General features: G+C 67.8%; 16 protein-coding genes and 1 other RNA gene. 7 read left to right on the top strand and 10 right to left on the bottom strand.

The window, feature by feature from the left end; genetic code table 11:
- Positions 1-16 precede the first annotated feature (16 nt).
- The gene (locus CD928_RS04115; protein WP_095385432.1) at positions 17-652 is read left to right on the top strand and encodes a rhomboid family intramembrane serine protease; all 636 of its coding nucleotides are present in this window, start codon (positions 17-19) and stop codon (positions 650-652) included.
- Between the two features lie 125 nt (positions 653-777).
- Here CD928_RS04115 and CD928_RS04110 read toward each other — a convergent pair whose 3' ends face one another.
- The 5 genes from CD928_RS04110 to CD928_RS04090 all read right to left on the bottom strand — a co-directional run bounded on the left by CD928_RS04110 (position 778) and on the right by CD928_RS04090 (position 4,068).
- Complete coding sequence (locus CD928_RS04110) at positions 778-1,323, bottom strand: NUDIX hydrolase (protein WP_095385429.1); 546 nt, start codon at positions 1,321-1,323, stop codon at positions 778-780.
- 109 nt (positions 1,324-1,432) lie between these two features.
- On the bottom strand, positions 1,433-2,113 hold the full coding sequence (locus tag CD928_RS04105) for a TPM domain-containing protein (RefSeq protein WP_095385426.1): 681 nt from the start codon (positions 2,111-2,113) through the stop codon (positions 1,433-1,435).
- An 11-nt stretch (positions 2,114-2,124) separates the two neighbouring features.
- The gene (locus CD928_RS04100; protein WP_095385424.1) at positions 2,125-2,946 is read right to left on the bottom strand and encodes a YgcG family protein; all 822 of its coding nucleotides are present in this window, start codon (positions 2,944-2,946) and stop codon (positions 2,125-2,127) included.
- Positions 2,943-3,428 (bottom strand): YgcG family protein, encoded by a 486-nt coding sequence (locus tag CD928_RS04095; protein ID WP_095385422.1) that lies wholly within the window; start codon positions 3,426-3,428, stop codon positions 2,943-2,945. Before CD928_RS04095 ends, CD928_RS04100 begins: the two co-directional genes overlap by 4 nt.
- 43 nt (positions 3,429-3,471) lie before the next feature.
- Positions 3,472-4,068, bottom strand: coding sequence for a LemA family protein (locus CD928_RS04090; RefSeq protein WP_095385419.1), 597 nt, complete (start codon positions 4,066-4,068; stop codon positions 3,472-3,474).
- 120 nt (positions 4,069-4,188) lie between these two features.
- Here CD928_RS04090 and mscL point away from each other — a divergent pair, with 120 nt between their 5' ends.
- From mscL to CD928_RS04075, 3 genes are all read left to right on the top strand, one after another.
- Positions 4,189-4,605, top strand: a complete 417-nt coding sequence (mscL, locus tag CD928_RS04085) for a large conductance mechanosensitive channel protein MscL (RefSeq protein WP_095385543.1) — start codon at positions 4,189-4,191, stop codon at positions 4,603-4,605.
- A gap of 38 nt (positions 4,606-4,643) precedes the next feature.
- Positions 4,644-5,001: a transfer-messenger RNA gene (gene ssrA / locus CD928_RS04080) on the top strand.
- 235 nt (positions 5,002-5,236) lie between these two features.
- Entirely contained in the window at positions 5,237-8,083 is a 2,847-nt protein-coding gene (locus CD928_RS04075) for a TonB-dependent receptor (protein WP_095385417.1), read from the top strand.
- 70 nt (positions 8,084-8,153) lie between these two features.
- On the opposite strand, the gene CD928_RS04070 is transcribed toward CD928_RS04075, so the two are convergent.
- Positions 8,154-8,426, bottom strand: a complete 273-nt coding sequence (locus CD928_RS04070) for a hypothetical protein (RefSeq protein ID WP_095385414.1) — start codon at positions 8,424-8,426, stop codon at positions 8,154-8,156.
- Positions 8,427-8,605: 179 nt separating this feature from the next.
- Here CD928_RS04070 and CD928_RS04065 point away from each other — a divergent pair, with 179 nt between their 5' ends.
- The 3 genes from CD928_RS04065 (at position 8,606) to CD928_RS04055 (ending at position 14,551) form a co-directional block, all read left to right on the top strand.
- A complete protein-coding gene (locus tag CD928_RS04065; RefSeq protein WP_095385412.1) occupies positions 8,606-10,363 on the top strand; it encodes a class I adenylate-forming enzyme family protein in 1,758 nt (585 codons plus the stop codon).
- Positions 10,364-10,547: 184 nt separating this feature from the next.
- Positions 10,548-13,532 carry a DUF2339 domain-containing protein gene (locus CD928_RS04060; RefSeq protein WP_095385409.1) on the top strand — a complete coding sequence of 995 codons (2,985 nt, stop codon included), beginning with the start codon at positions 10,548-10,550 and terminating at the stop codon, positions 13,530-13,532.
- Positions 13,529-14,551 carry a formylglycine-generating enzyme family protein gene (locus tag CD928_RS04055; RefSeq protein WP_095385406.1) on the top strand — a complete coding sequence of 341 codons (1,023 nt, stop codon included), beginning with the start codon at positions 13,529-13,531 and terminating at the stop codon, positions 14,549-14,551. The genes CD928_RS04060 and CD928_RS04055 overlap by 4 nt, the downstream gene beginning before the upstream one ends.
- Here CD928_RS04055 and hutU read toward each other — a convergent pair.
- From hutU to hutI, 4 genes are read right to left on the bottom strand one after another with little or no spacing between them, the layout of a single operon-like run.
- Positions 14,541-16,199 carry a urocanate hydratase gene (hutU, locus tag CD928_RS04050; protein ID WP_095385403.1) on the bottom strand — a complete coding sequence of 553 codons (1,659 nt, stop codon included), beginning with the start codon at positions 16,197-16,199 and terminating at the stop codon, positions 14,541-14,543. The two genes, CD928_RS04055 and hutU, sit on opposite strands and share 11 nt — an antisense overlap.
- On the bottom strand, positions 16,196-16,999 hold the full coding sequence (gene hutG / locus CD928_RS04045; RefSeq protein ID WP_095385400.1) for an N-formylglutamate deformylase: 804 nt from the start codon (positions 16,997-16,999) through the stop codon (positions 16,196-16,198). The genes hutU and hutG overlap by 4 nt, the downstream gene beginning before the upstream one ends.
- Positions 16,996-18,513 carry a histidine ammonia-lyase gene (gene hutH, locus CD928_RS04040; protein WP_095385397.1) on the bottom strand — a complete coding sequence of 506 codons (1,518 nt, stop codon included), beginning with the start codon at positions 18,511-18,513 and terminating at the stop codon, positions 16,996-16,998. The genes hutG and hutH overlap by 4 nt, the downstream gene beginning before the upstream one ends.
- The gene (gene hutI, locus CD928_RS04035) at positions 18,510-19,721 is read right to left on the bottom strand and encodes an imidazolonepropionase (protein ID WP_095385393.1); all 1,212 of its coding nucleotides are present in this window, start codon (positions 19,719-19,721) and stop codon (positions 18,510-18,512) included. The genes hutH and hutI overlap by 4 nt, the downstream gene beginning before the upstream one ends.
- Between the last annotated feature and the right edge of the window lie 81 nt (positions 19,722-19,802).

The following is a 19,802-nucleotide window of genomic DNA, read 5'->3' as shown; positions in this document are numbered from 1 at the left end:
CGGCGGGTCCCGCGCGATGAACCGGCAATCCGCGCCGCTGACGACGGGCTTCGCGCTGCTTTGCGTCGTGGTCTTCGTCATCCTGGCGATCACCGGATACCAGCATCAGGCGTTCGTCGGCGCGGGCTTCATTCCCGCGCGTTTCGGCGCCGATCTCATCGCGCCGCCGGGGACGATGCTGCCCTTCGCGCTGACCCCGCTCAGTTCGGCCTTCCTGCACAGCGGGGTGCTGCACCTCGTCTTCAACATGGCCGTGCTGCTGTTCATCGGCCGCCAGCTCGAAGCGCCGCTGGGCCCGGCGGCGACCGCGGTCCTGCTCGTCGCAGGCGCCTATGCCGGCGCCTTCGCGCAATGGCTCGCCGATCCGGGCTCGACCGCGATCGTCGTCGGCGCGAGCGGCGCCATTTCGGCGCTGATCGCGGTGTTCGCGCTGATCTTCAGCCGCTCGCAGGCCCCGGCGATCGGGCCGATCCCGAGCCACTGGGTGCGTGCGCTGTGGCTCGCCGCGGCGTGGATCGGCGTCCAGCTCCTCCTGGGCTTCGCGGGCGGTGCGGGGTTCGGCAATATCGCGATCTGGGCGCATGTCGGCGGCTTCGTCGCCGGCCTGCTGCTCGCGCGCCCGCTGCTGCGCTGGCGGTTTCGGGGGCGGTAGGTGTCTCTCCCCTCCTCTTCAGAGGAGGGGCAGCGAGACTTGCGAGCTTTGCTCGTTAGTCGCAGCGGGGTGGTGGCCTGACACGGCGCTCACCACCCCAAACCCCTCCTCTGAAGAGGAGGGGCTTAAGCGCCCAGCAATCCGCCTGCCAGCAGCATCGCCACGCGCACATCGATGCCGCAGCCTTCGGCGCGCTTCGCGGCGACGAAATCCTCGATCCCCGCCAGCGGCACGCGGTGGACGATGATGTCCTCGCCGTCGACCCCGCCGCCCGCGCCGACCTTCGTCAGTCCGGTGGCGACGATGAATGTGAAGCTCTCGCTCACCATGCCGGGCGAGCTGAAGAATTCGCCGACCGTGCGCCAGTGCGCGGCGCGGTAGCCGGTTTCCTCTTCGAGCTCGCGTTCCGCGGCGGTTTCGGACGCCTCGCCCGCCATGTCGTCGCCGACCAGCCCGGCGGGCAGTTCGAGGCAATTTCGCTTCAGCGGCACGCGATATTGCTCGACCAGGATCACATGCCGCCCGTCCGCCGCCTCGTCGATCGCAAGGATCACCGCGGCATGGATGCCGCGCGACCGCGAGACATATTCCCATGTCCCCTGCTGGCGCACGGTGATGAAACGGCCTTCCCAGCGCGTTTCGATGGGGGTGTCGGGGGAGGGGCGGGTCATGGGAATTCCTTTGCAGTATAGTGCCGCGTCATTGCGAGCGAAGCGAAGCAATCCAGAGCGGTTTACGCTACTCTGGATTGCTTCGCTTCGCTCGCAATGACGGAGTCAGTTAAATCTCGATCAGCCGGTCGGGCAGTTCGTTGGGATTGTCGTCGCCCTTCGGGAAATGCTCGGCGAGGACGACGCCCATCTGGCGCACCGCTTCGGCCATGCCGGCACCGGGCTGTCCCGCGCGGACGCGCTCGACCAGTGCCTCCATCGCATCGCCCCACACCGAAGGCGCGACCTTGGCGGCGATCGCCTCATCGGCGACGATGTCGGCGCGGTGCTCGCGCAGGCTGACGTAGAGGAGGATGCCGGTGCGCCCCAGCGTCTTCGCCTCGGTGCCAACCTTGAACAGGTCGACGGCGCGGGCGCGGACGCGCGCCGCCTTGATCGCCCGCGGGGTCAGCGCGAGCCGCAGCGGCCGCCACAGCAGGATCAGCCACACGCCGATCCATTTGAGGACGCCGACGGCGATCACCGTCCCCAGCCACTGGTTCGCGGTCAACTCGTGCCCCCAGCCGCCGGTCAGCCGGTCGTAGAGGCTTTGATAGAAATCGGGAAAGAGCGCGATCACCGACATGGCGAGGAAGGCGATGACGCTCGCCCAGACGAGCGCGACATCGTCATAATCGTTCGACTGCGCGGCGATCACCGTGACGATCTCGCCGCTGGTATGCGCCTCGGCCGCGGCGACCGCGGCGGTGACGAGATCATGGTCGGCTTCGCTGACGTGACTGACTTTCATGGCTCCGTTCCCTACCAGCCGCCCGAGGCGCCGCCGCCGCCGAAGCTGCCGCCGCCGCCCGAAAAGCCGCCGAAGCCACCGCCTCCGCCGCCGCCCCAGCTTCCGCCGCCCCACGACGATCCGCCGCTGCCGCCGCCCCAGTCGTCGTCGCCCCAGATGATGATCGGCGCGCCGCCCCAGGGCCGGTGCCGCCGGTGCCGCTTGCCGCGCCGCCCGAAGGCGGTGAGCATCGGCAGGATGAAGAAGAAAAAAACGATGAAGCCGATGAAGATAAGCCCGCCGATGTCACCTTTGCTCGCGTTTTCGCGCTCGACCTTGTCGGCCGCGGCGGCACGTGCGGCCGCTTCTTCGGGAGGAAGCTGTAGCTGCGTGATCGCTGCATCGACGCCCGCGTTGATTCCGCCAGGAATGTCGCCCGCCTTGAATTTCGGCGTGATATCATCGCGGATGATGACCCAAGCCATCGCATCGGGAAACCTGCCCTCGATACCGTCGCCGACTTCAAAGCGCATCCGACGTTCGTTGGGAGCGACGATCAAGATCAGACCGTCATCGCGCTCCGCATCGCCGAGCTTCCATTCGTTGCCCAAACGATAGCCCCAGTCGGAGATGTCGTAGCCCTGAAGATCGGGGATGGTTATCACGACGAACTGCTGCTGGGTCGACGACTGGTAGGCGCGTAGCTTGGCGTCGAGTGCTGCTTCCTGGCCGGGATCCAGTTGGTTGGCGAGGTCCATGACCGGCCCGGTCAACTTGGGTATTGTCTGTGCGGCCGCAGGCGACAGGGCGAGCACCGTCAGCGCTGTCAGCAGGGTCATAAATCGCCGGATCATTGTCCCGCTCCCGTTTCCGCCGCGATGGCGGTTACCGCCATATCAATCGCGCCGGCATAATCGCCCTTCCTGAAATAGGGCGCTGTTTCCGCGATCACGCCAGCGGTCTTCGCGTCGGTCAGCAGTTTTTCCATCCCGGGCCCCGTCGCAATCCGCACTTGACGTTCGCTAGGCGCGACGAGGATCAAGATGCCGTCATCCTCGTCCTTTCGACCGATACCCCACCGGTTGCCAGTGCAGGTGGCGAAAGTCTTGATCGGTATTCCGTCCAGATTCGTTGTCAGAACGACCATCTGGTGGTGGGTTTTCCGTTCATAGCCCTCAAGCTGCGCCGACAGCCGGCTTTCATCCGCGTCAGACAGAACGCCGGCGCTATCCGTGACCCGTCGCGCAACCGCGATCTTGGGAACCGATGCGCATGCGGCATCGGTCTCCGGTCGTTGCGCTTGCGGTGCGGGAGCGGCTTTGCAGCCGCCGAGCATCGATGCCGCAGCGAGGTATGTCAGGACAGCGCTACGGCGCACCTTATTGGCCGAGATTCATCTTCGGTGCTTCTTCCGCGCCCTTGGTCACGGCCTTGAACGGAATCATCGGCTTTGCGCCATGGACGATTTTGGCGCCGATGATATCAGGGAAGGTGCGGATCGTGGTGTTATAGTCCTGCACTGCCGCATTATATTCTTCGCGTGCCCGCGAAACGCGATTCTCGGTGCCTTCGATCTGGATCTGGGCCGTTTCGACGTTCTTGGGCGAGACGAGGTTCGGATATTGCTCGACCGTAACGAGCAGACGGCTCAGCGCGCTACCATATTGGTCCTGCGCCTGCTGATACTGCTCGACTTTCGCGGGATCTTTCAGGTCCTCGCCTGTCAGTTGGATCGAGGATGCCTTCGACCGCGCTTCGGCGACCCCAACGAAGACCGATTTTTCTTGGTTCATCGCGCCCTTCACCAGCGCTTCGATGTTCGGATATAAATCGACGCGGCGCTGATACTCATTTTCGACATTCGCCCACTTGGCCTTGGCGGCCTCTTCCTTGGTCGGGACGCTGTTGATGCCGCAGGCGGACAGGCTCATCGCGGCGACCGGCACGATCATCCAGCGGGCGGAACGAAAGCTCATGGGTCAATCTCCCTCCGGCGGCGTTTTGCCGCAACAATACACATAATAGGAAGCCGCTTGCCTTTGCGCAATCGTCGCGGCACCTTCGCCGCGCAGAACCATTTTCCGGGGAGCAGCAACATGTTGAGCGAATTCAGGGAATTTATCGCCAAGGGCAATGTCATGGACCTCGCGGTCGGTGTCATCATCGGCGGCGCCTTCGCCACCATCACCACCTCGCTGACCAGCGATCTGATCATGCCTTTCGTCGGCTGGCTGTTCGGCGGTGTCGATTTTTCGAGCAAGTTCATCCTGCTCGGCGGCGTTCCCGACGGCGTCGCGGCGACCGACTATGCGAAGCTCAAGGAAGCGGGGGTGGCGATGGTCGGCTATGGCGCCTTCATCACCGCGGTGATCAATTTCCTGATCCTCGCCTTCGTCATCTTTCTGCTCGTCAAATGGGTGAACCGCGTCATGCGCCGCGCCCCCGATGCGCCCGCGGGGCCGAGCGAGGTCGACCTGCTCACCGAAATCCGCGACGAATTGCGAAAGAAATAAGGGGCTTGAGCCCTTTTCGGGACGAAAAACCCGCCTGCGCCCTTTCCAAGCGCGGGCGGGTTTCCTATATCGGATGTGCCGGTTTCGACCGGCTATGAGGATAAATGGTGTCGTGGAATAGACACAGCGGACCCGGGGGCAGTACCCGGCGGCTCCACCACAAACCCGCGCGCTTTCGAAGGGGTGCGCGGGCTTCTGACGGGGCCGAACCAGGATCGACGTGTGTTCAAAGACGATGTTTTCTTCCGGGCTGAGTAACCCGTTAAAGGCTCAAAACCAATAAGTGCTAACGACAACGAAGCACTCGCTCTGGCTGCCTAACCGATAAGCCTCACGGCCTAAGGTTAGACAAATAGAACGCGGTTCGGACCGAACCGGGCAACAGAATCGGATACCAGCGGCTGGGGACGAGCCGGGCAACAGAATCGTCCCACCTTCCTTCCATTTTTCTTTCCCTCACTCTCCGCCGCGCCACGCGCGAACGGCGGATTTGCTGCGCTGCGACAAATTCCGGTGCGCGCTGTCACGAAAGTGACGCGCCCGAGTCACGATATCGTCAAGCTTGGGACGCCATCCTGTCACCGACGCCCCCTAGCGAGCCCGCCATCGACACTCTCTGGGGGCATTATCCATGATCAAGACATCCGGCGCTGCGCGCGGTCTCGCCTTGCTACTCGCGACGGCATCCTTCGCTTCGATCGCGCAGGCGAGCGAACTTGCCGGCACGATCGCCGACGCCTCCGGAACGCGTTCGTTGCAGGCGGTGAGTGTCCGCATCGTCGAGCTCGGCCGCGTCACCTCGACCGGCCGCGACGGCAGCTTCGTCTTCGGCGACGTGCCTGCGGGCACCTACACGATCGAGGCCGATTATGTCGGCGCCGAGCGCGTGACCCAGACGGTCGAGGTCCCCGAAACCGGACGCATCACCGTCAACCTCGCGCTCGCGGGCATCGACGGCGACCAGATCCTCGTCGTCGGCCAGGCCGCGAACCAGGCGAGCGCGCTGTCGCGCCAGCGCGCGGCGGACGGGGTCGAAAGCGTGCTGACCCGCGACGCGGTCGGCCAGTTCCCCGACCAGAATGTCGCCGAATCGCTGCGCCGCCTGCCCGGCATCAACATCCTCAATGACCAGGGCGAAGGGCGCTTCGTGTCGGTGCGCGGTCTCGACCCCGAACTCAACGCGACCTCGGTCAACGGCGTGCGCCTGCCCGCGCCCGAAAGCGACGTGCGCTCGGTCGCGCTCGACGTGATCAGCAGCGACAGCATCGAATCGATCGAGGTCAAGAAATCGCTGACCCCCGACATGGACGCCGACACGATCGGCGCGTCGATCGAGATCAACACGACGAGCGCCTTCGAGCGCCGCAAGAATCTGCTGACCGCGAAGGTCGAGGGCAGCTACAACGATTATTCGGAGAAGCTGACTCCCAAGGGCAGCATCGATTTCTCGCAGCGCATCTCGGACGGTTTCGGCGTGTCGGGCGGCGTGTCCTATTATCAGCGCAAGTTCGAGACCGACAATATCGAGGCCGACGGCTGGGATCGGAACGACGAAGGGCTGATCACGACCGAGGAGGTCAACTACCGCGACTACGACGTCGAACGGAAACGCCTCTCCGCCAACCTCAACTTCGATTTCCGCCTCGGCGACACGACCAAGCTCTACGCGCGCGGCGTCTACAGCCAGTTCGACGACCAGGAATATCGCCGCGAAACGAGCTTCAAGCTCGAGGATGCCGGCGAGGTTTCGGGGAGCGGTGCCGATGTCATCTATAGCGACGCCGATGGCGAGCTGCAGGTTCAGCGCTCGCTCAAGGACCGCTTCGAACGCCAGCGCATCCGCAGCATCGTGCTCGGCGGCGAAACCGAAACCAACGGTTGGCACGCGCAATATTCGGTCAGCTTCGCCAAATCGTCGGAGCGCGAGAACGGCTCGCTCGACCCCGCGAACTTCGAACGCAAATTCGAGAACGAAGGGCTGCTCCTCGGCCTCGATTTCGCCGACCCGCGCCGGCCGCTCTACACGGTGGACGGCGATGCCGATGCGGTCGACGCTTTCTCCGACCCGTCCGAATATGAACTCGACAGCGTTCAGGTGACGGCGCTGTCGGACTCGCGCGACAAGGAGTGGGCGGCGAAGTTCGACCTCGCCCGCGAATTCGCGATGACCGGCGGCAGCTTCACCGTCCAGGCGGGCGCGAAGGCCCGCTGGCGCGACAAGAGCTACGATCTCGAAACCCGCTATTGGGAGATGGACGGGCTGACGATGGCGGACCTGGTCGGCGGCCAGACCTATCGCATCACCGACATTTCGCCGGTGCTGGGCAAGCCGGGCGTGCGCGATTTCTTCAATGCCAACCGCGACGCGTTCGAACTCAATGAGTTCGACACGCTGTTCGATTCGGCCATCGAGGATTATGCGGTGAGCGAAGACGTCGCGGCGGGCTATCTGCTCGGCCGCTGGGACAGCGACACGCTGCGCGTGATCGGCGGCGTGCGGTACGAGCATACCAAGAACGACATTCGCGCCAACACCGTCACCGTCGTGACCGAAGGCGGCGAATTGCCCGACGGAACCGAGGCCGAGGACGACACGCTGCTGCCTCCGGTGCCCAACCAGTTCAAGCGCAGCTACGGCGACTGGCTGCCGAGCCTGACGCTCCGCTGGGAGCCGCAGCAGAATCTCGTGCTGCGCGCGGCGGGCTACAAGAGCCTCGTTCGTCCCAAGCTGTCGAAGCTCGCCCCCCGGTTCAGCATCGAACAGAATGAAGACGGCGAGCGCGAGGGCGAATTCGGCAACCCCGACCTCAAGCCCTATGAGGCGTGGAACTTCGACGCGGGGGTCGAATATTATCTGCCGGGCAACGGTGCGCTGTCGGCGGGACTCTTCTACAAGGATGTGAAGAATTTCATCGTAGACACCAACCGCGAGAATCCGGGCGAATATCTGGGCATCGCCTATGACGAGGCGACCGTTCCGATCAACGGCGACAGCGCCAAGATATGGGGTCTGGAACTGAGCTACACCCAGGCGCTGCGCTTCCTGCCGTCGCCGCTCGACGGCTTCCTCGTCCAGGCGAACTACACCTATACCGATGCGACCGGCAACGTGCCGATCGACGGCGACATCACCGATCTGCGCAAGATCAACCTGCCGGCCTCGTCGAAGCACACGTTCAACGCGGTGCTCGGCTACGAAAAGGGCCCGGTGTCGCTGCGCCTCGCGGGCACCTATCGCTCCAAATATCTCGACGAACTCGGCGACGAGGCGCCGGAGGACCGGATCGTCGACAACCACTTCCAGCTCGACCTCTCGGCGAAATACGACGTCACCAAGCAGGTCCAAGTCTTCTACGAGTGGATCAACATCAACAACGCCAAATATTTTGCCTACAACAATGTCGGCGCCCGCCAGAATCTCCTGCAGTTCGAGGAATATAGCTGGACGATGAAGTTCGGTGCGCGCGTAAAATTCTGATCGCTCTCCTCCCGAGCGTCCCATGGGCGGCCGCCGCAGTCCCTTGCGGCGGCCGTTCTTTTTTCATCGATCAATAACCGGGTGGATCGCTCGCCGGGAAGGATTCGTCGCTCGCCTGGTCGACGTCGTCCCAGCGCCGCCGCGCCGGATCGCGCATCGCGTCAGGCCCGGCGGAGCGCGTCTGCACGAAATTCTCGGGATCGGTTTCGGCGTCGGAAAAGGCGGCGGCATGGCCGTCGCGCGCCGCGCCGCGCCGCCTGCGCCATAGCGCGAAAACCCCCGCGCCCGCGGCGAGCGTCGCGGCGATGGCGGGCAGGGCGAAGCGGCGGACGGCTGGCGGCATGGTCGGACCCTTTCGTCAAAGGTAACGGCGGATTATCGCGCCGGTTCCCGTGCGCGGTCAATCGGTTCCGAACGCGGCGGCTTGCCCCTGGCTTGCCTTCATCGGGTTTCTCATCGAAACTGGTTTGCGAATCCGGCGCGCGGGCGCGGCGACCGGCCGATGAGATCGAGGAGAAGAGGATGGCGAAAGACATGTCCGGCGAGCCCGTGGTGCCGCTCGACCCCGCCTGGCCGAAGATGTCGCTCGCCGACGCGACTGCCGCGCTGACCGCGCCCGGCGCGCGGTTCGAGATGGACACGGCGGAGATCGGCGGTATCCCGACCCGCGTCTGGAAGAATGCGCCCAATGACCTCGGCGTCCTGCTCGACCTGTCGCGCACCCACGGCGAGCGGCTGTTCACCATCCTCGACGACGAGCGCGTGAGCTTCGAGGCGAACTATCGCGCCACCGCCGCGCTCGCGCGGGCGCTGCAGGGCTTCGGGGTGGGCAAGGGCGACCGCGTCGCCTTCGCGATGCGCAACCTGCCCGAATGGCCGATGATCTTCTTCGCGATCACCTCGATCGGCGCGATCGCGGTGCCGCTCAATGCCTGGTGGACCGGCGGCGAGCTCGCCTATGGCATCCGGGATTCGGGCGCGAAGCTGCTGATCGTCGACGGCGAGCGTCACGAGCGGCTCCGCGAGCATCTGGGCGCGATGCCGGACGTCGAGCGGCTGATCGTCGCGCGCGCCGGCGCGGCGATCGCGGGCGCGACGGCGCTCGAGGATATCGTCGGCACGCCGCATGGCTGGGCCCGGCTTCCGGACGGCGACCGTCCCCGCGTCGAGCTTGCCAGCGACGATGATGCCGCGATCTTCTACACCAGCGGAACGACGGGCCAGCCCAAGGGCGCGCTCGGCACGCACCGCAACATGGTGACCAACATCCTGTCGGGCGGCTTTTCGGCGGCGCGCAGCTTCCTGCGCCGCGGCGAGCCGGTGCCCGAACCCGCGCCGCGCACGACGCTGACCGTCATCCCCATGTTCCACGTCACCGCCTGTTCGGCGATGCTGATGGGGGCGATGGCGGCGGGCAACACCACCATCTTCATGCGCAAATGGGATGCGGTGCGCGCGATGGAGATCATCGAGCGCGAGAAGGTCAATGTGACCGGCGGCGTCCCGACGATCGCGTGGCAGCTCCTCGAGCATCCCGACCGCGCCAAATACGACCTCTCCTCGCTCGAGGCGATCGCCTATGGCGGCGCGCCATCGGCGCCCGAACTGGTGAAACGCATCTACGAAGAATTCGGCGCGCTCCCCGGCAACGGCTGGGGGATGACCGAGACGATGGCGACGGTGACCTCGCACGGCGCCGAGGATTATCTCGCGCGTCCGACGAGCGCGGGGCCGCCGGTCGCGGTCGCCGACCTCGAAATCCGGGCCGAGGACGGCGTGACCGTGCTGCCGACGGGCGCGGTGGGAGAGCTTTGGGCGCGCGGGCCGATGATCGTGAAGGGCTATTGGAACAAGGCGCAAGCCACCGCCGAAACCTTTGTCGACGGCTGGGTGCGCACCGGCGACCTCGCGCGGCTCGACAGCGAAGGCTTCGTCACGATCGTCGACCGCGCCAAGGACATGGTGCTGCGCGGCGGCGAGAATATCTATTCGTCGGAGGTCGAGAATGTCCTCTACGAGCATCCCGCGGTGACCGACTGCGCGGTCATCGGCATCCCGCACCGGACGCTGAGCGAGGAGCCGGCGGCGGTCGTCCACCTCGCCCCCGGCATGACCGCGACCGAGACCGAATTGCAGGACTGGGTGCGCGAGCGGCTCGCCGCGTTCAAGGTGCCGGTCGCGATCCGCTTCGTCGCCGAGACGCTGCCGCGCAACGCCAATGGCAAGATCCTCAAGAAGGATCTGAAGCCGCTGTTCGCGGATCGGGAGATGGCGGCTTAGACTGGGCTGACCCCCCGGTCTCGTCACCCTGAACTTGTTTCAGGGTCCATGACCTGCCCGCTGATGAAACGCGGCGTTGACCGAGAGCACAGGCCATGGATGCTGAACAAGTTCAGCATGACGAAGTCGGGGTATGATTCATCCCCTCGCTTGATAAAAGCGGCCGGGAGTTGAAGGGATCGGCGTGTTCGAATTTCTGGCGTTTCTGGCGCTCATCATCCTCTTCGTCCTGTTGATGGACGCGCGAAGCCGCCTGAAGCGTGCCGAGGCGACGTTGCAGGAAGCGGCGAAACGGATCGGCGCCCTGCAGCGCCACGCCGGCCTGCTGCCGCCGAAAGCCGGCGAGGCGCCGCTTCCTGAAGCACCCCGCGAACCGATCGCCGAGCCCGCGCCCGTGCGCAAGGCAGCCGCCGCTGCGAGCGTGCCGACGCCGTCGGTGGCGAAGGATATCCGCGAAGAGGCTCCCGCGGCGTCTTCACCGGACAGGATTGAGCCTGCCGCGCCGCGCCCGTCCAAAGTCGAAACCCAACCCAAACCCGCGCCATCGCGCAGCATGGCGTCGCGGTTCGAGGATCTGTTCGGCAAGACGCTGCCGATCTGGGCCGGTGGCATCACGCTCGCGATCGCCGGGGTCCTCATCGTCCGCTACGCGATCGACGCGGGCTTCTTCGCGCGCGTCTTCACCCCCGGGGTGCAGATCGTGACCGGGCTGCTCTTCGGCCTCGCGCTGATCGGCGGTGCCGAATATGCGTGGCGGAACGAGGCGCGGCTGCGCGACGTGCGCGTGCCGCAGGCGCTCGCGGGCGCGGGGATCGCGACGCTCTATGCGGCGATCATGGTCGCCGCCAACGTCTATCAGCTCATCGGGCCGCTGCTCGCCTTCGCGGCGCTCGCGCTCGTCACCGCCTCGGCGCTCGGACTGTCGCTCCGTTTCGGCCCGCCGAGCGCGCTGCTCGGCCTCGCGGGCGGCCTTGCCGCGCCAGCGCTGGTCGGGGCGGTCGCGCCCGACGTGCCGCTGATCGCCGTCTATCTGGCGCTGACCATCGCGGGGCTCGCCGGGGTCGCGCGGATGCGGCGCTGGCCGTGGCTCGCGCTCGCCGCGCTTGTCGGCGGCGCGGGCTGGGGGCTGTGGATGGTGCTGACCCACCGCGCGCTCGACGCGCTGGGGTCGCTGTCGATCGGCGGGTTCGTCCTGCTGCTCGCGATCGCGGTGCCGATGCTGTCGTTCGACGGGCCGCGCGCGGCGCTGCTGCGCACCGCGTCGGCGATCGTCGGCGCGCTACAGCTCGCGCTGCTCGTCGGCTATGGCGGCTTCGCGCCGCTCCATTGGGGCCTGTTCGCGTTGATCGCCGCGGCGGGACAGTGGCTCGCGTGGCGCGAGCGCGGTTTCGCGATCGTCCCGACGATCAGCGCCGCGCTGTCGGTGCTGCTGCTCGCGGCATGGCCCGACCCGACGCCCTTCTGGTTCGGCCTGATCGGGCTGGCGCTCGCCGCGATCCACGCGTTGCCGCTTCTCGCGCGGCTGTGGGACGAGCCCAAGGCGCTGCGGCGCGTGCTCGAGCTGTGCGCGATCGCGATCGTGATGCCGCCGCTGACCAAATGGCAGGTCTGGGACATCGGTGACGCGGTGCTGGCGCTCGTCGCGCTCGGCGGCGCGGCGCTGGCGGGGGCGGGGATCGCGCGCGGCTGGCGGGTCGAGGCGCGCGCCGCCGACGGCCGCTTCGCCTGGCTGACCGCGACCGCCGGCGCGCTGCTCGCGCTCGCGATCCTCCTCGTCCTGCCGCGCTGGATGGCGCCGCTCGCCGTCGGGCTGGTCGCGGCGGCGATGCTCTTCTTCGGCAAGGCGGCGGGTGACCGGCGGATCGAGCCCGTCGCGACGGGCTTCGTCGGCGCCGCGATCCTCGCGCTCGTCGCGCCGCCGCTGGCGTTCGCCGAACTGCCGCGCCTCGTCGAGGGGGCGAATGGGATCGAAGGACAGGCCTTCTTGCGCTGGGCGGGCCTCGCGGCGATCGCCGCGCTGTTCGCGCTGCGCGTCGAAGGGCGGATCGTCCGGCGCCTCGGCCAGTTCGCCGCGGCGCTGCTCGTCTATGGCGCTTTCGCCCAGATCGTTCCTGTCAACTGGCTGATGCTGATCCCCGCGCTCGGCGGTGCGGCGGCGCTGCTCGCGGCGCGGCGCATCCCGCTGGCGCGCGTCGATGCCGCGGCCGCCGGCTTCGCCACTCTCAGCCTGGGTTGGGCGGCCTGGCCGATCGGCGCCTGGTCGTCGGCGGCGCTGCTCTCGCTCGCTGGGGTGCCGATGCCGGTCGAGGCCGCGATGCTCCCGGTCGACCGGCTGCTGCTGCGGCTGCTCCTCCCGGCTCTCCTGTTCGGCGCGCCGCTGTGGCTCATCCGCGGCGCGCTGCCCCGCTGGCTGCTCCTCGCCGGGCTCGGCATCGCGGGGATCGTCGGCGGCATCGCGGTCCACGGCCTCTACCGCTTCGGCTTTGCGGCGCTTGCGGGTAGCGATTTCGTCGCGACGGGCATCGCGCAGCGGCTGGTGTGGGAGGTGCTGCTCATCGGCGCCGGCTGGCTCGCGATGCGGCGCGGCATGGTGGCGCTCGCGCGGCCGCTCGTCGTCGCGGGCACGCTCCACGCGCTCGTCTACGGCATCCTCCTCCACGATCCGCTGTGGGCGCAGCAGGCGGTAGGCGGCTGGCCGCTCGCCAATCTGCTCGCGCCGCTGTTCCTGCTCGCCGGGACCGGCGCGATCCTGACGCAGCGGTTGTTCCCCGCGGCGCCCGCGCTGCTCGGGCGCGCGGTCCAGATCGTCCTGATGCTGCTCGTCGCGGGTTTCGCCTGGGCGACGCTGCGCCAGCTCTTCCACGGCAGCCTGCTCGTCGAGCCGGGGGTCGCGCCGGCCGAGAATATCCTGCGCTCGCTGCTGATCCTCGCGCTCGCGATCGGCTTCCTGCTCTGGGGCATCCGCACCGCGCGCCACGACTGGCGCATCGCCTCGCTGCTCTTGATGCTCGGCGCGGTGGGTAAGGTCTTCCTGTTCGACACCTCGGGGCTCGAGGGTCTGCTCCGCATCGGATCGTTCGTCGCGCTCGGTTTCAGCCTGATCGGAATCGGCTGGCTCTACAGCCGCCAGCTGGCGGGGCCCGCGTCGCCGCAGAAGGAAAAGCCGTGATCCGTTCCCCCCTGTTTCCTGTGCTTGGTGCCGCGCTGCTGGCGAGCGTTGCGGCGTGCGGCGACGGCGACGCGCCGGCGGAGCGGCAGGCCGCGGCCGCGCCGCGCTCTTGCCCGGCGATCGGCGACGCGCCGGTCCATCTCGCCGGCGGCAGCTTCGCGATGGGCGAGGACGACGTCTATGCCGAGGAGGGGCCGGTGCGGCAAACCACCGTCGGCGCATTCTGGATCGACCCGCACGAGGTCACCAACCGCCAGTTCGCCGCCTTCGTGAAGGCGACGGGCTATGTCACCGTCGCCGAAAAGCCGGTCGACCCCAGGCAGTTCCAGGTCCCCGCCGACCAGATCCCGCCCGACATGCTGAAACCGGGATCGGCGGTCTTCACCCCGCCCGATTTCCCGTCGAACAATTACAACGACTGGTGGAAATATGTCCCCGGCGCGAACTGGAGGAAGCCCTACGGCCCGGCCGGCCCCGACGACGTCGCGAACGAGCCCGTCGTCCACCTCGCCTGGGATGATATGGTGGCTTACGCAAAATGGGCGGGCGGGCGCATCCCGACCGAGGCCGAGTGGGAATATGCCGCGAGCGCGGGTAAGCCCTCGCGCAACGTCCAGCCCGCCGAAGCGAACAGCTGGCAGGGCGCCTTCCCCAACTACAATGCCGAAACCGACGGCTTCAAGGGCGTCGCCCCGGTCGGCTGCTACCGGCCGAACGCCAACGGCCTCTACGACATGGTCGGCAATGTCTGGGAGGTGACGTCCGATTTCTTCCGCCCCGGTCACGATCCCGACGACAGGGACAATCCGAAAGGCCCCGACGAAAACCACGCCTATGACCCCTTCAATCCCGGCATGCCGTCGCGCACCGTGAAGGGAGGCAGCTATCTCTGCGCCCCCAATTATTGCCAGCGCTACCGCCCGGCCTCGCGCCAGGGCCGCGATCCCGGCCTCGGCACCAGCAACGTCGGCTTCCGCCTCGTCTACGACCGGCCGCCGGCCCGAACCCTCACCCCGTGATCGCGGGCAGGTCGAGCCCCTGTTCGCGCGCGCAGGCGATCGCCTCCTCATAGCCGGCGTCGGCGTGGCGCATGACCCCGGTGGCGGGGTCGTTCCACAGCACGCGGCCGAGCCGCTCGGCGGCCTCGTCGCTGCCGTCGGCGACGATCACCATTCCGCTATGCTGCGAATAGCCCATGCCGACCCCGCCGCCGTGATGCAACGATACCCAGGTCGCGCCGCTCGCGGTGTTGAGCAGCGCGTTCAGGAGCGGCCAGTCGCTGACCGCGTCGCTGCCATCCCGCATCGCCTCGGTCTCTCGATTGGGGCTCGCGACGGATCCCGAATCGAGGTGGTCGCGCCCGATCACGACGGGCGCCTTGAGCTCGCCCGATGCCACCATCTCGTTGAAGGCGAGGCCGAGCCGGTGGCGGTCGCCGAGCCCGACCCAGCAGATGCGCGCGGGCAGTCCCTGAAAGTGGATGCGCTCGCGCGCCATGTCGAGCCAGCGGTGGAGATGCACATTGTCGGGGAGCAACTCCTTCACCTTGGCGTCGGTTTTATAGATGTCCTCGGGGTCGCCCGACAGCGCCGCCCAGCGAAAGGGCCCGACGCCGCGGCAGAAGAGCGGGCGGATATAGGCGGGGACGAAGCCGGGGAAGGCGAAGGCGTCGGCGACTCCCTCGTCGAAGGCGACCTGGCGGATATTGTTGCCGTAATCGACCGTCGGCACCCCGGCCTTCCAGAAATCGAGCATCGCGCGGACGTGCACCGCCATCGACGCGCGCGCCGCGCGGTCGACCGCCTGCGGGTCGCTCTCGCGTTTCGCGAACCATTGGTCGAGGCTCCAGCCCTGCGGCAGATAGCCGTTGACCGGGTCGTGCGCAGAGGTCTGGTCGGTGACCAGATCGGGGCGCACCCCGCGGCGGACGAGTTCGGAGTAGACGTCGGCGGCGTTGGCGCAGAGTCCGACCGAGATCGGTTCTTTCGCTTGCCCCACCATCGCCAGCGCTTCGTCGAGGCTTTTCGCCTCGACATCGAGATAACCGGTGTCGAGGCGCATCGCGATCCGGCTCGGCTGGCATTCGATCGCGAGGCACGAGGCGCCCGCCATCGTCGCCGCGAGCGGCTGCGCGCCGCCCATGCCGCCGAGCCCGGCGGTCAGGATCCAGCGGCCCGAAAGGTCGCCGCCATAATGCTGGCGCCCCGCCTCGACGAAGGTTTCGTATGTGCCCTGAACGATGCCCTGGCTGCCGATGTAAATCCAGCTGCCCGCGGTCATCTGGCCGTACATCATCAGGCCCTTCTTATCGAGCTCGTGGAAATGCTCCCACGTCGCCCATTTGGGGACGAGGTTGGAATTGGCGAGCAGCACGCGCGGCGCGTTGCGGTGCGTCTTGAACACCCCCACCGGCTTCCCCGACTGGACGAGCAGCGTCTCGTCGTCCTCGAGGCGCTTCAGCACTTCGGCGATGCGGTCGAAACTCTCCCAGTCGCGCGCCGCGCGGCCGATGCCGCCATAGACCACCAGCTCGTGCGGCGCCTCGGCGACGCGGGGGTCGAGGTTGTTCATCAGCATGCGCAGCGGCGCCTCGGTGAGCCAGCTCTTCGCGTTGAGTTCGGGACCGGTCGGCGCGGCGATGCGGCGCTGGTTGTCGAGGCGGGTCATGGGCGTCCTTTCGCAAAGTCGAGCGCGGCGGCGATCGCCTGGCGCAGCACGGGGCGGATCGGGGGATCGAGGTCGATCGGGGTCGGCCAATCGGCCTCCGAGAGTTTTTCCGGTTCGGCCATGTAGCCGCGCATCGCGAGCTCCATCTGGATTGCATGGACACCGGCTTCGGGACGACCGTAATGGCGCGTCGTCCAGCCGCCCTTGAAGCGGCCGTTGACGACATGGCTCTCGCCGCTCGCCGCGCAGAGGTTGGTGATCGCCGCCTCGAGCTCGTCCGCGCAGGTCGCGCCGCCGTTGGTGCCGATGTTGAACTGCGGCAACTCGCCGTCGAACAGGCGCGGCACGCGGCTGCGGATCGAATGCGCGTCATAGAGGACGACGCGGCCGTGCGCGTCCCGCAGGCGGGCGAGTTCGGCCGAGAGCGCCTCGTGATACGGGCGGTGATATTGGTGAAGCCGCCGGGTGATCTCGGCCTCGTCGGGTTCGCCGAAGCGATAGAGCGGCGCGCCGTCGAAGGTCGTCGTCGGGCACAGCTCGGTCGTCGCCTGCCCGGGATAGAGCGACGCGCCCGACGGGTCGCGGTTCATGTCGATGACGCTGCGCGAGATGTCGGTCGCGACCAGCGTCGCGCCCATGTCGGCGGCGAAGGCATAGAGGTCGGCGATCCACCAGTCGGTGTCGAGCCGCGCGCGCGCGGGCGAGACGAACTGGTGGTCGAGTTCGCCAAGGTCGGTGCCGCCGTGTGGAAAGGCGACGACCAGCGGCTCGGTGCCGCGCCGAACCGTCAGCCAGTTCATGGCGCGAGGCCGGGAAGGTCGAGCGCCGCGACCAGCGCACCCGAACGGACGAGCGCGATCGCGGCCTCCATGTCGGGCGCCATATGGCGGTCTCCCCGCAGCGTCGGCACCGCGGCGCGCAGGCGGCCGCGCACCGCCTCGATCGGCGCGCTCGACGCGAGCCCGGCGTGGAAGTCGCAGCCCTGCGCGCCCGCGAGCAGCTCGATGCCGAGGATCGCGTCGACATTCGCCGCCATCGCCTCCAGCCGCCGCGCGCCGTGCGCCGCCATGCTGACATGATCCTCCTGATTGGCCGAGGTCGGGATCGAATCGACGCTCGCGGGCATCGCGCGCTGCTTGTTCTCGGACACCAGCGCGGCAGCGGTGACCTGCGGGATCATGAAGCCCGAGTTGAGCCCCGGCTCGGGGGTCAGGAAGGCGGGGAGGCCCGACAGCGCCGGGTCGACGAGCATCGCGATGCGCCGTTCGGACAGGCTGCCGATCTCGCACAGCGCCAGCGCGATCATGTCGGCGGCGAAGGCGACGGGCTCGGCGTGGAAATTGCCGCCCGACAACGCCTCATCGGTTTCGGCGAAGATCAGCGGATTGTCCGACACGCCATTGGCCTCGATCGCGAGCGTGGTCGCCGCCTGCCGCAGCAGGTCGAGCACCGCGCCCATCACCTGCGGCTGGCAGCGCAGGCAATAGGGGTCCTGAACGCGAAGGTCGTCGACGCGGTGCGAGGCGCGGATCGCCGATCCCTCCATCAGCTCGCGCAGCGCCGCCGCGGTCTCGATCTGGCCCTTGTGGCCGCGCAGTTCGTGGATGCGCGCGTCGAAGGGGGCGTCCGACCCCTTGGCGGCCTCGGTCGAGAGGATGCCGGTGACGAGCGCGCTGCGGTAGAGCCGTTCGGCCTCGATCAGCGCGTGGAGGGCGTATGCGCAGGAGAATTGCGTGCCGTTGAGGAGCGCGAGCCCTTCCTTCGGGCCGAGTTCGATCGGCGCGAGCCCCGCGGCGGCGAGCGCCGCTTCGGCGGGCCGGCGCTCGCCCTTCACGAAGATCTCGCCGACCCCGATCATCGCCGCGGTCATGTGCGCGAGCGGGGCGAGGTCGCCCGAGGCGCCGACCGATCCCTGCGCCGGGACGACGGGAACGAGATGCTGGTGCAGCATCGCCTCGAGCAGCGCGACCGTCGCGGGCCGAACGCCCGAGGCGCCGCGCGCGAGGCTCGCGAGCTTCAGCCCCATCATCAGCCGCGCGATGGGAACCGGCATCGGCTCGCCGACGCCCGCGGCGTGGCTCAGCACGATATTGCGCTGGAGCGCGGTCAGGTCGGCGTCGTCGATCCGTACGCTCGCCAGCTTTCCGAAGCCGGTGTTGATGCCATAGACGGGCGTGTGCTGCGCGAGGATGCGGGTCACCGCGGCGGCGCTTTCGGCGATCCGCGGCGCGGTCGCGGGGTCGAGCGTCGCGGGCGTCCCGTCGCGCAGGTCGCGCCAGCCGGCGATCGTCATATGCCCGGGCTCGATGATCATTGTCCGTCCTTGATGCGTTGGTGAAGCGGGTTGAAGCCGATGCGGTAGACGAGTTCGGCGGGACCCTCGGCGTTCCAGATCGCGAGGTCGCACGCCTTGCCGGCTTCGAGCGTCCCGACTTCGGCCGAGAGGCCGAGCGCGGCGGCGGCGTTGACCGTGACCGCGCGCAGCGCCTCGGCCACCGTCAGCCCGAACAGGGTCGCGCTCATGTTGAGCATCAGGAGCAGCGAGGTCGTCGGCGAGGTGCCGGGGTTGCAGTCGGTCGCGATCGCGATCCGCGCGCCGTGGCGCCGCATCGCCTCGACCGGCGGCAGTTTCGTCTCGCGCATGAAATAATAGGCGCCGGGCAGCAGCACCGCGACCGTTCCCGCCGCCGCCATCGCGCGGACGTCGTCGTCGGTCGCATGTTCGAGATGGTCGGCCGACAGCGCGCCGTGCCGCGCGGCGAGCGCGCTGCCGTGGAGCGCCGACAATTGCTCGGCGTGGAGCTTGACCGCGAGGCCGTGCGCCTCGGCCGCCGCGAACACCCGTTCGCATTGCACGGGCGAGAAGCCGATGCCCTCGCAAAAAGCGTCGACCGCGCTCGCGAGCGGGGCGGCGGTGGGGATCATTTCGCCTACGACGAGGTCGATATAGGCGTCGCTGTCGCCTTGATATTCGGGGGGCAGCGCGTGGGCGCCGAGGAAGGTCGGTTCGACGCGAATGCGGCGCTCAGCGGCAAGTGCGCGCGCCGCGCGGAGCATCTTGAGCTCATTCGCGGTGTCGAGACCATAGCCCGACTTGATCTCGATCGTCGTCACCCCCTCGGCGATCAGCGCGTCGAGGCGGGGGAGGGCGGTCTCGACCAGCTCGGCCTCGCTCGCCGCGCGCGTCGCGCGCATCGTCGAGACGATGCCGCCGCCCCCGCGCGCGATCTCCTCATAGCTCGCGCCGTCCAGCCGCATCGCCCATTCGTTCGCGCGGCTGCCGGCGTGGACCAGATGGGTGTGGCAGTCGATCAGCCCGGGGGTGATCAGCCGTCCCTCGCAATCGGTGGTCCGCGAGGCCCCCGAAGGCGCGCCCGCGGCGGGTCCGGCATAGACGATGCGGCCGTCCTTCGCCGCGACGACGCCGTCGTCGATCAGGCCGAGGCCATCGCCGGTCATGGTCGCGAGTCGGGCGTTCGTCCAGCACTGGTCCATCTGGACAGTCTCGTCCGAATGCGTCATTATGTCTAGACATAATATGAAGGCGCGGTGACGTAGTTCGGTTTTGGAAGGCTCGCTTACCCTCCTCGTCACCCCGGACTT

Origin of the sequence: Sphingopyxis sp. GW247-27LB (genome assembly GCF_002277025.1) — a bacterium.
Taxonomy (GTDB): Bacteria; Pseudomonadota; Alphaproteobacteria; order Sphingomonadales; family Sphingomonadaceae; genus Sphingopyxis.
The sequence above is the reverse complement of the archived record's forward strand: the minus strand, read 5'-3'. Positions and strand labels throughout refer to the sequence as shown.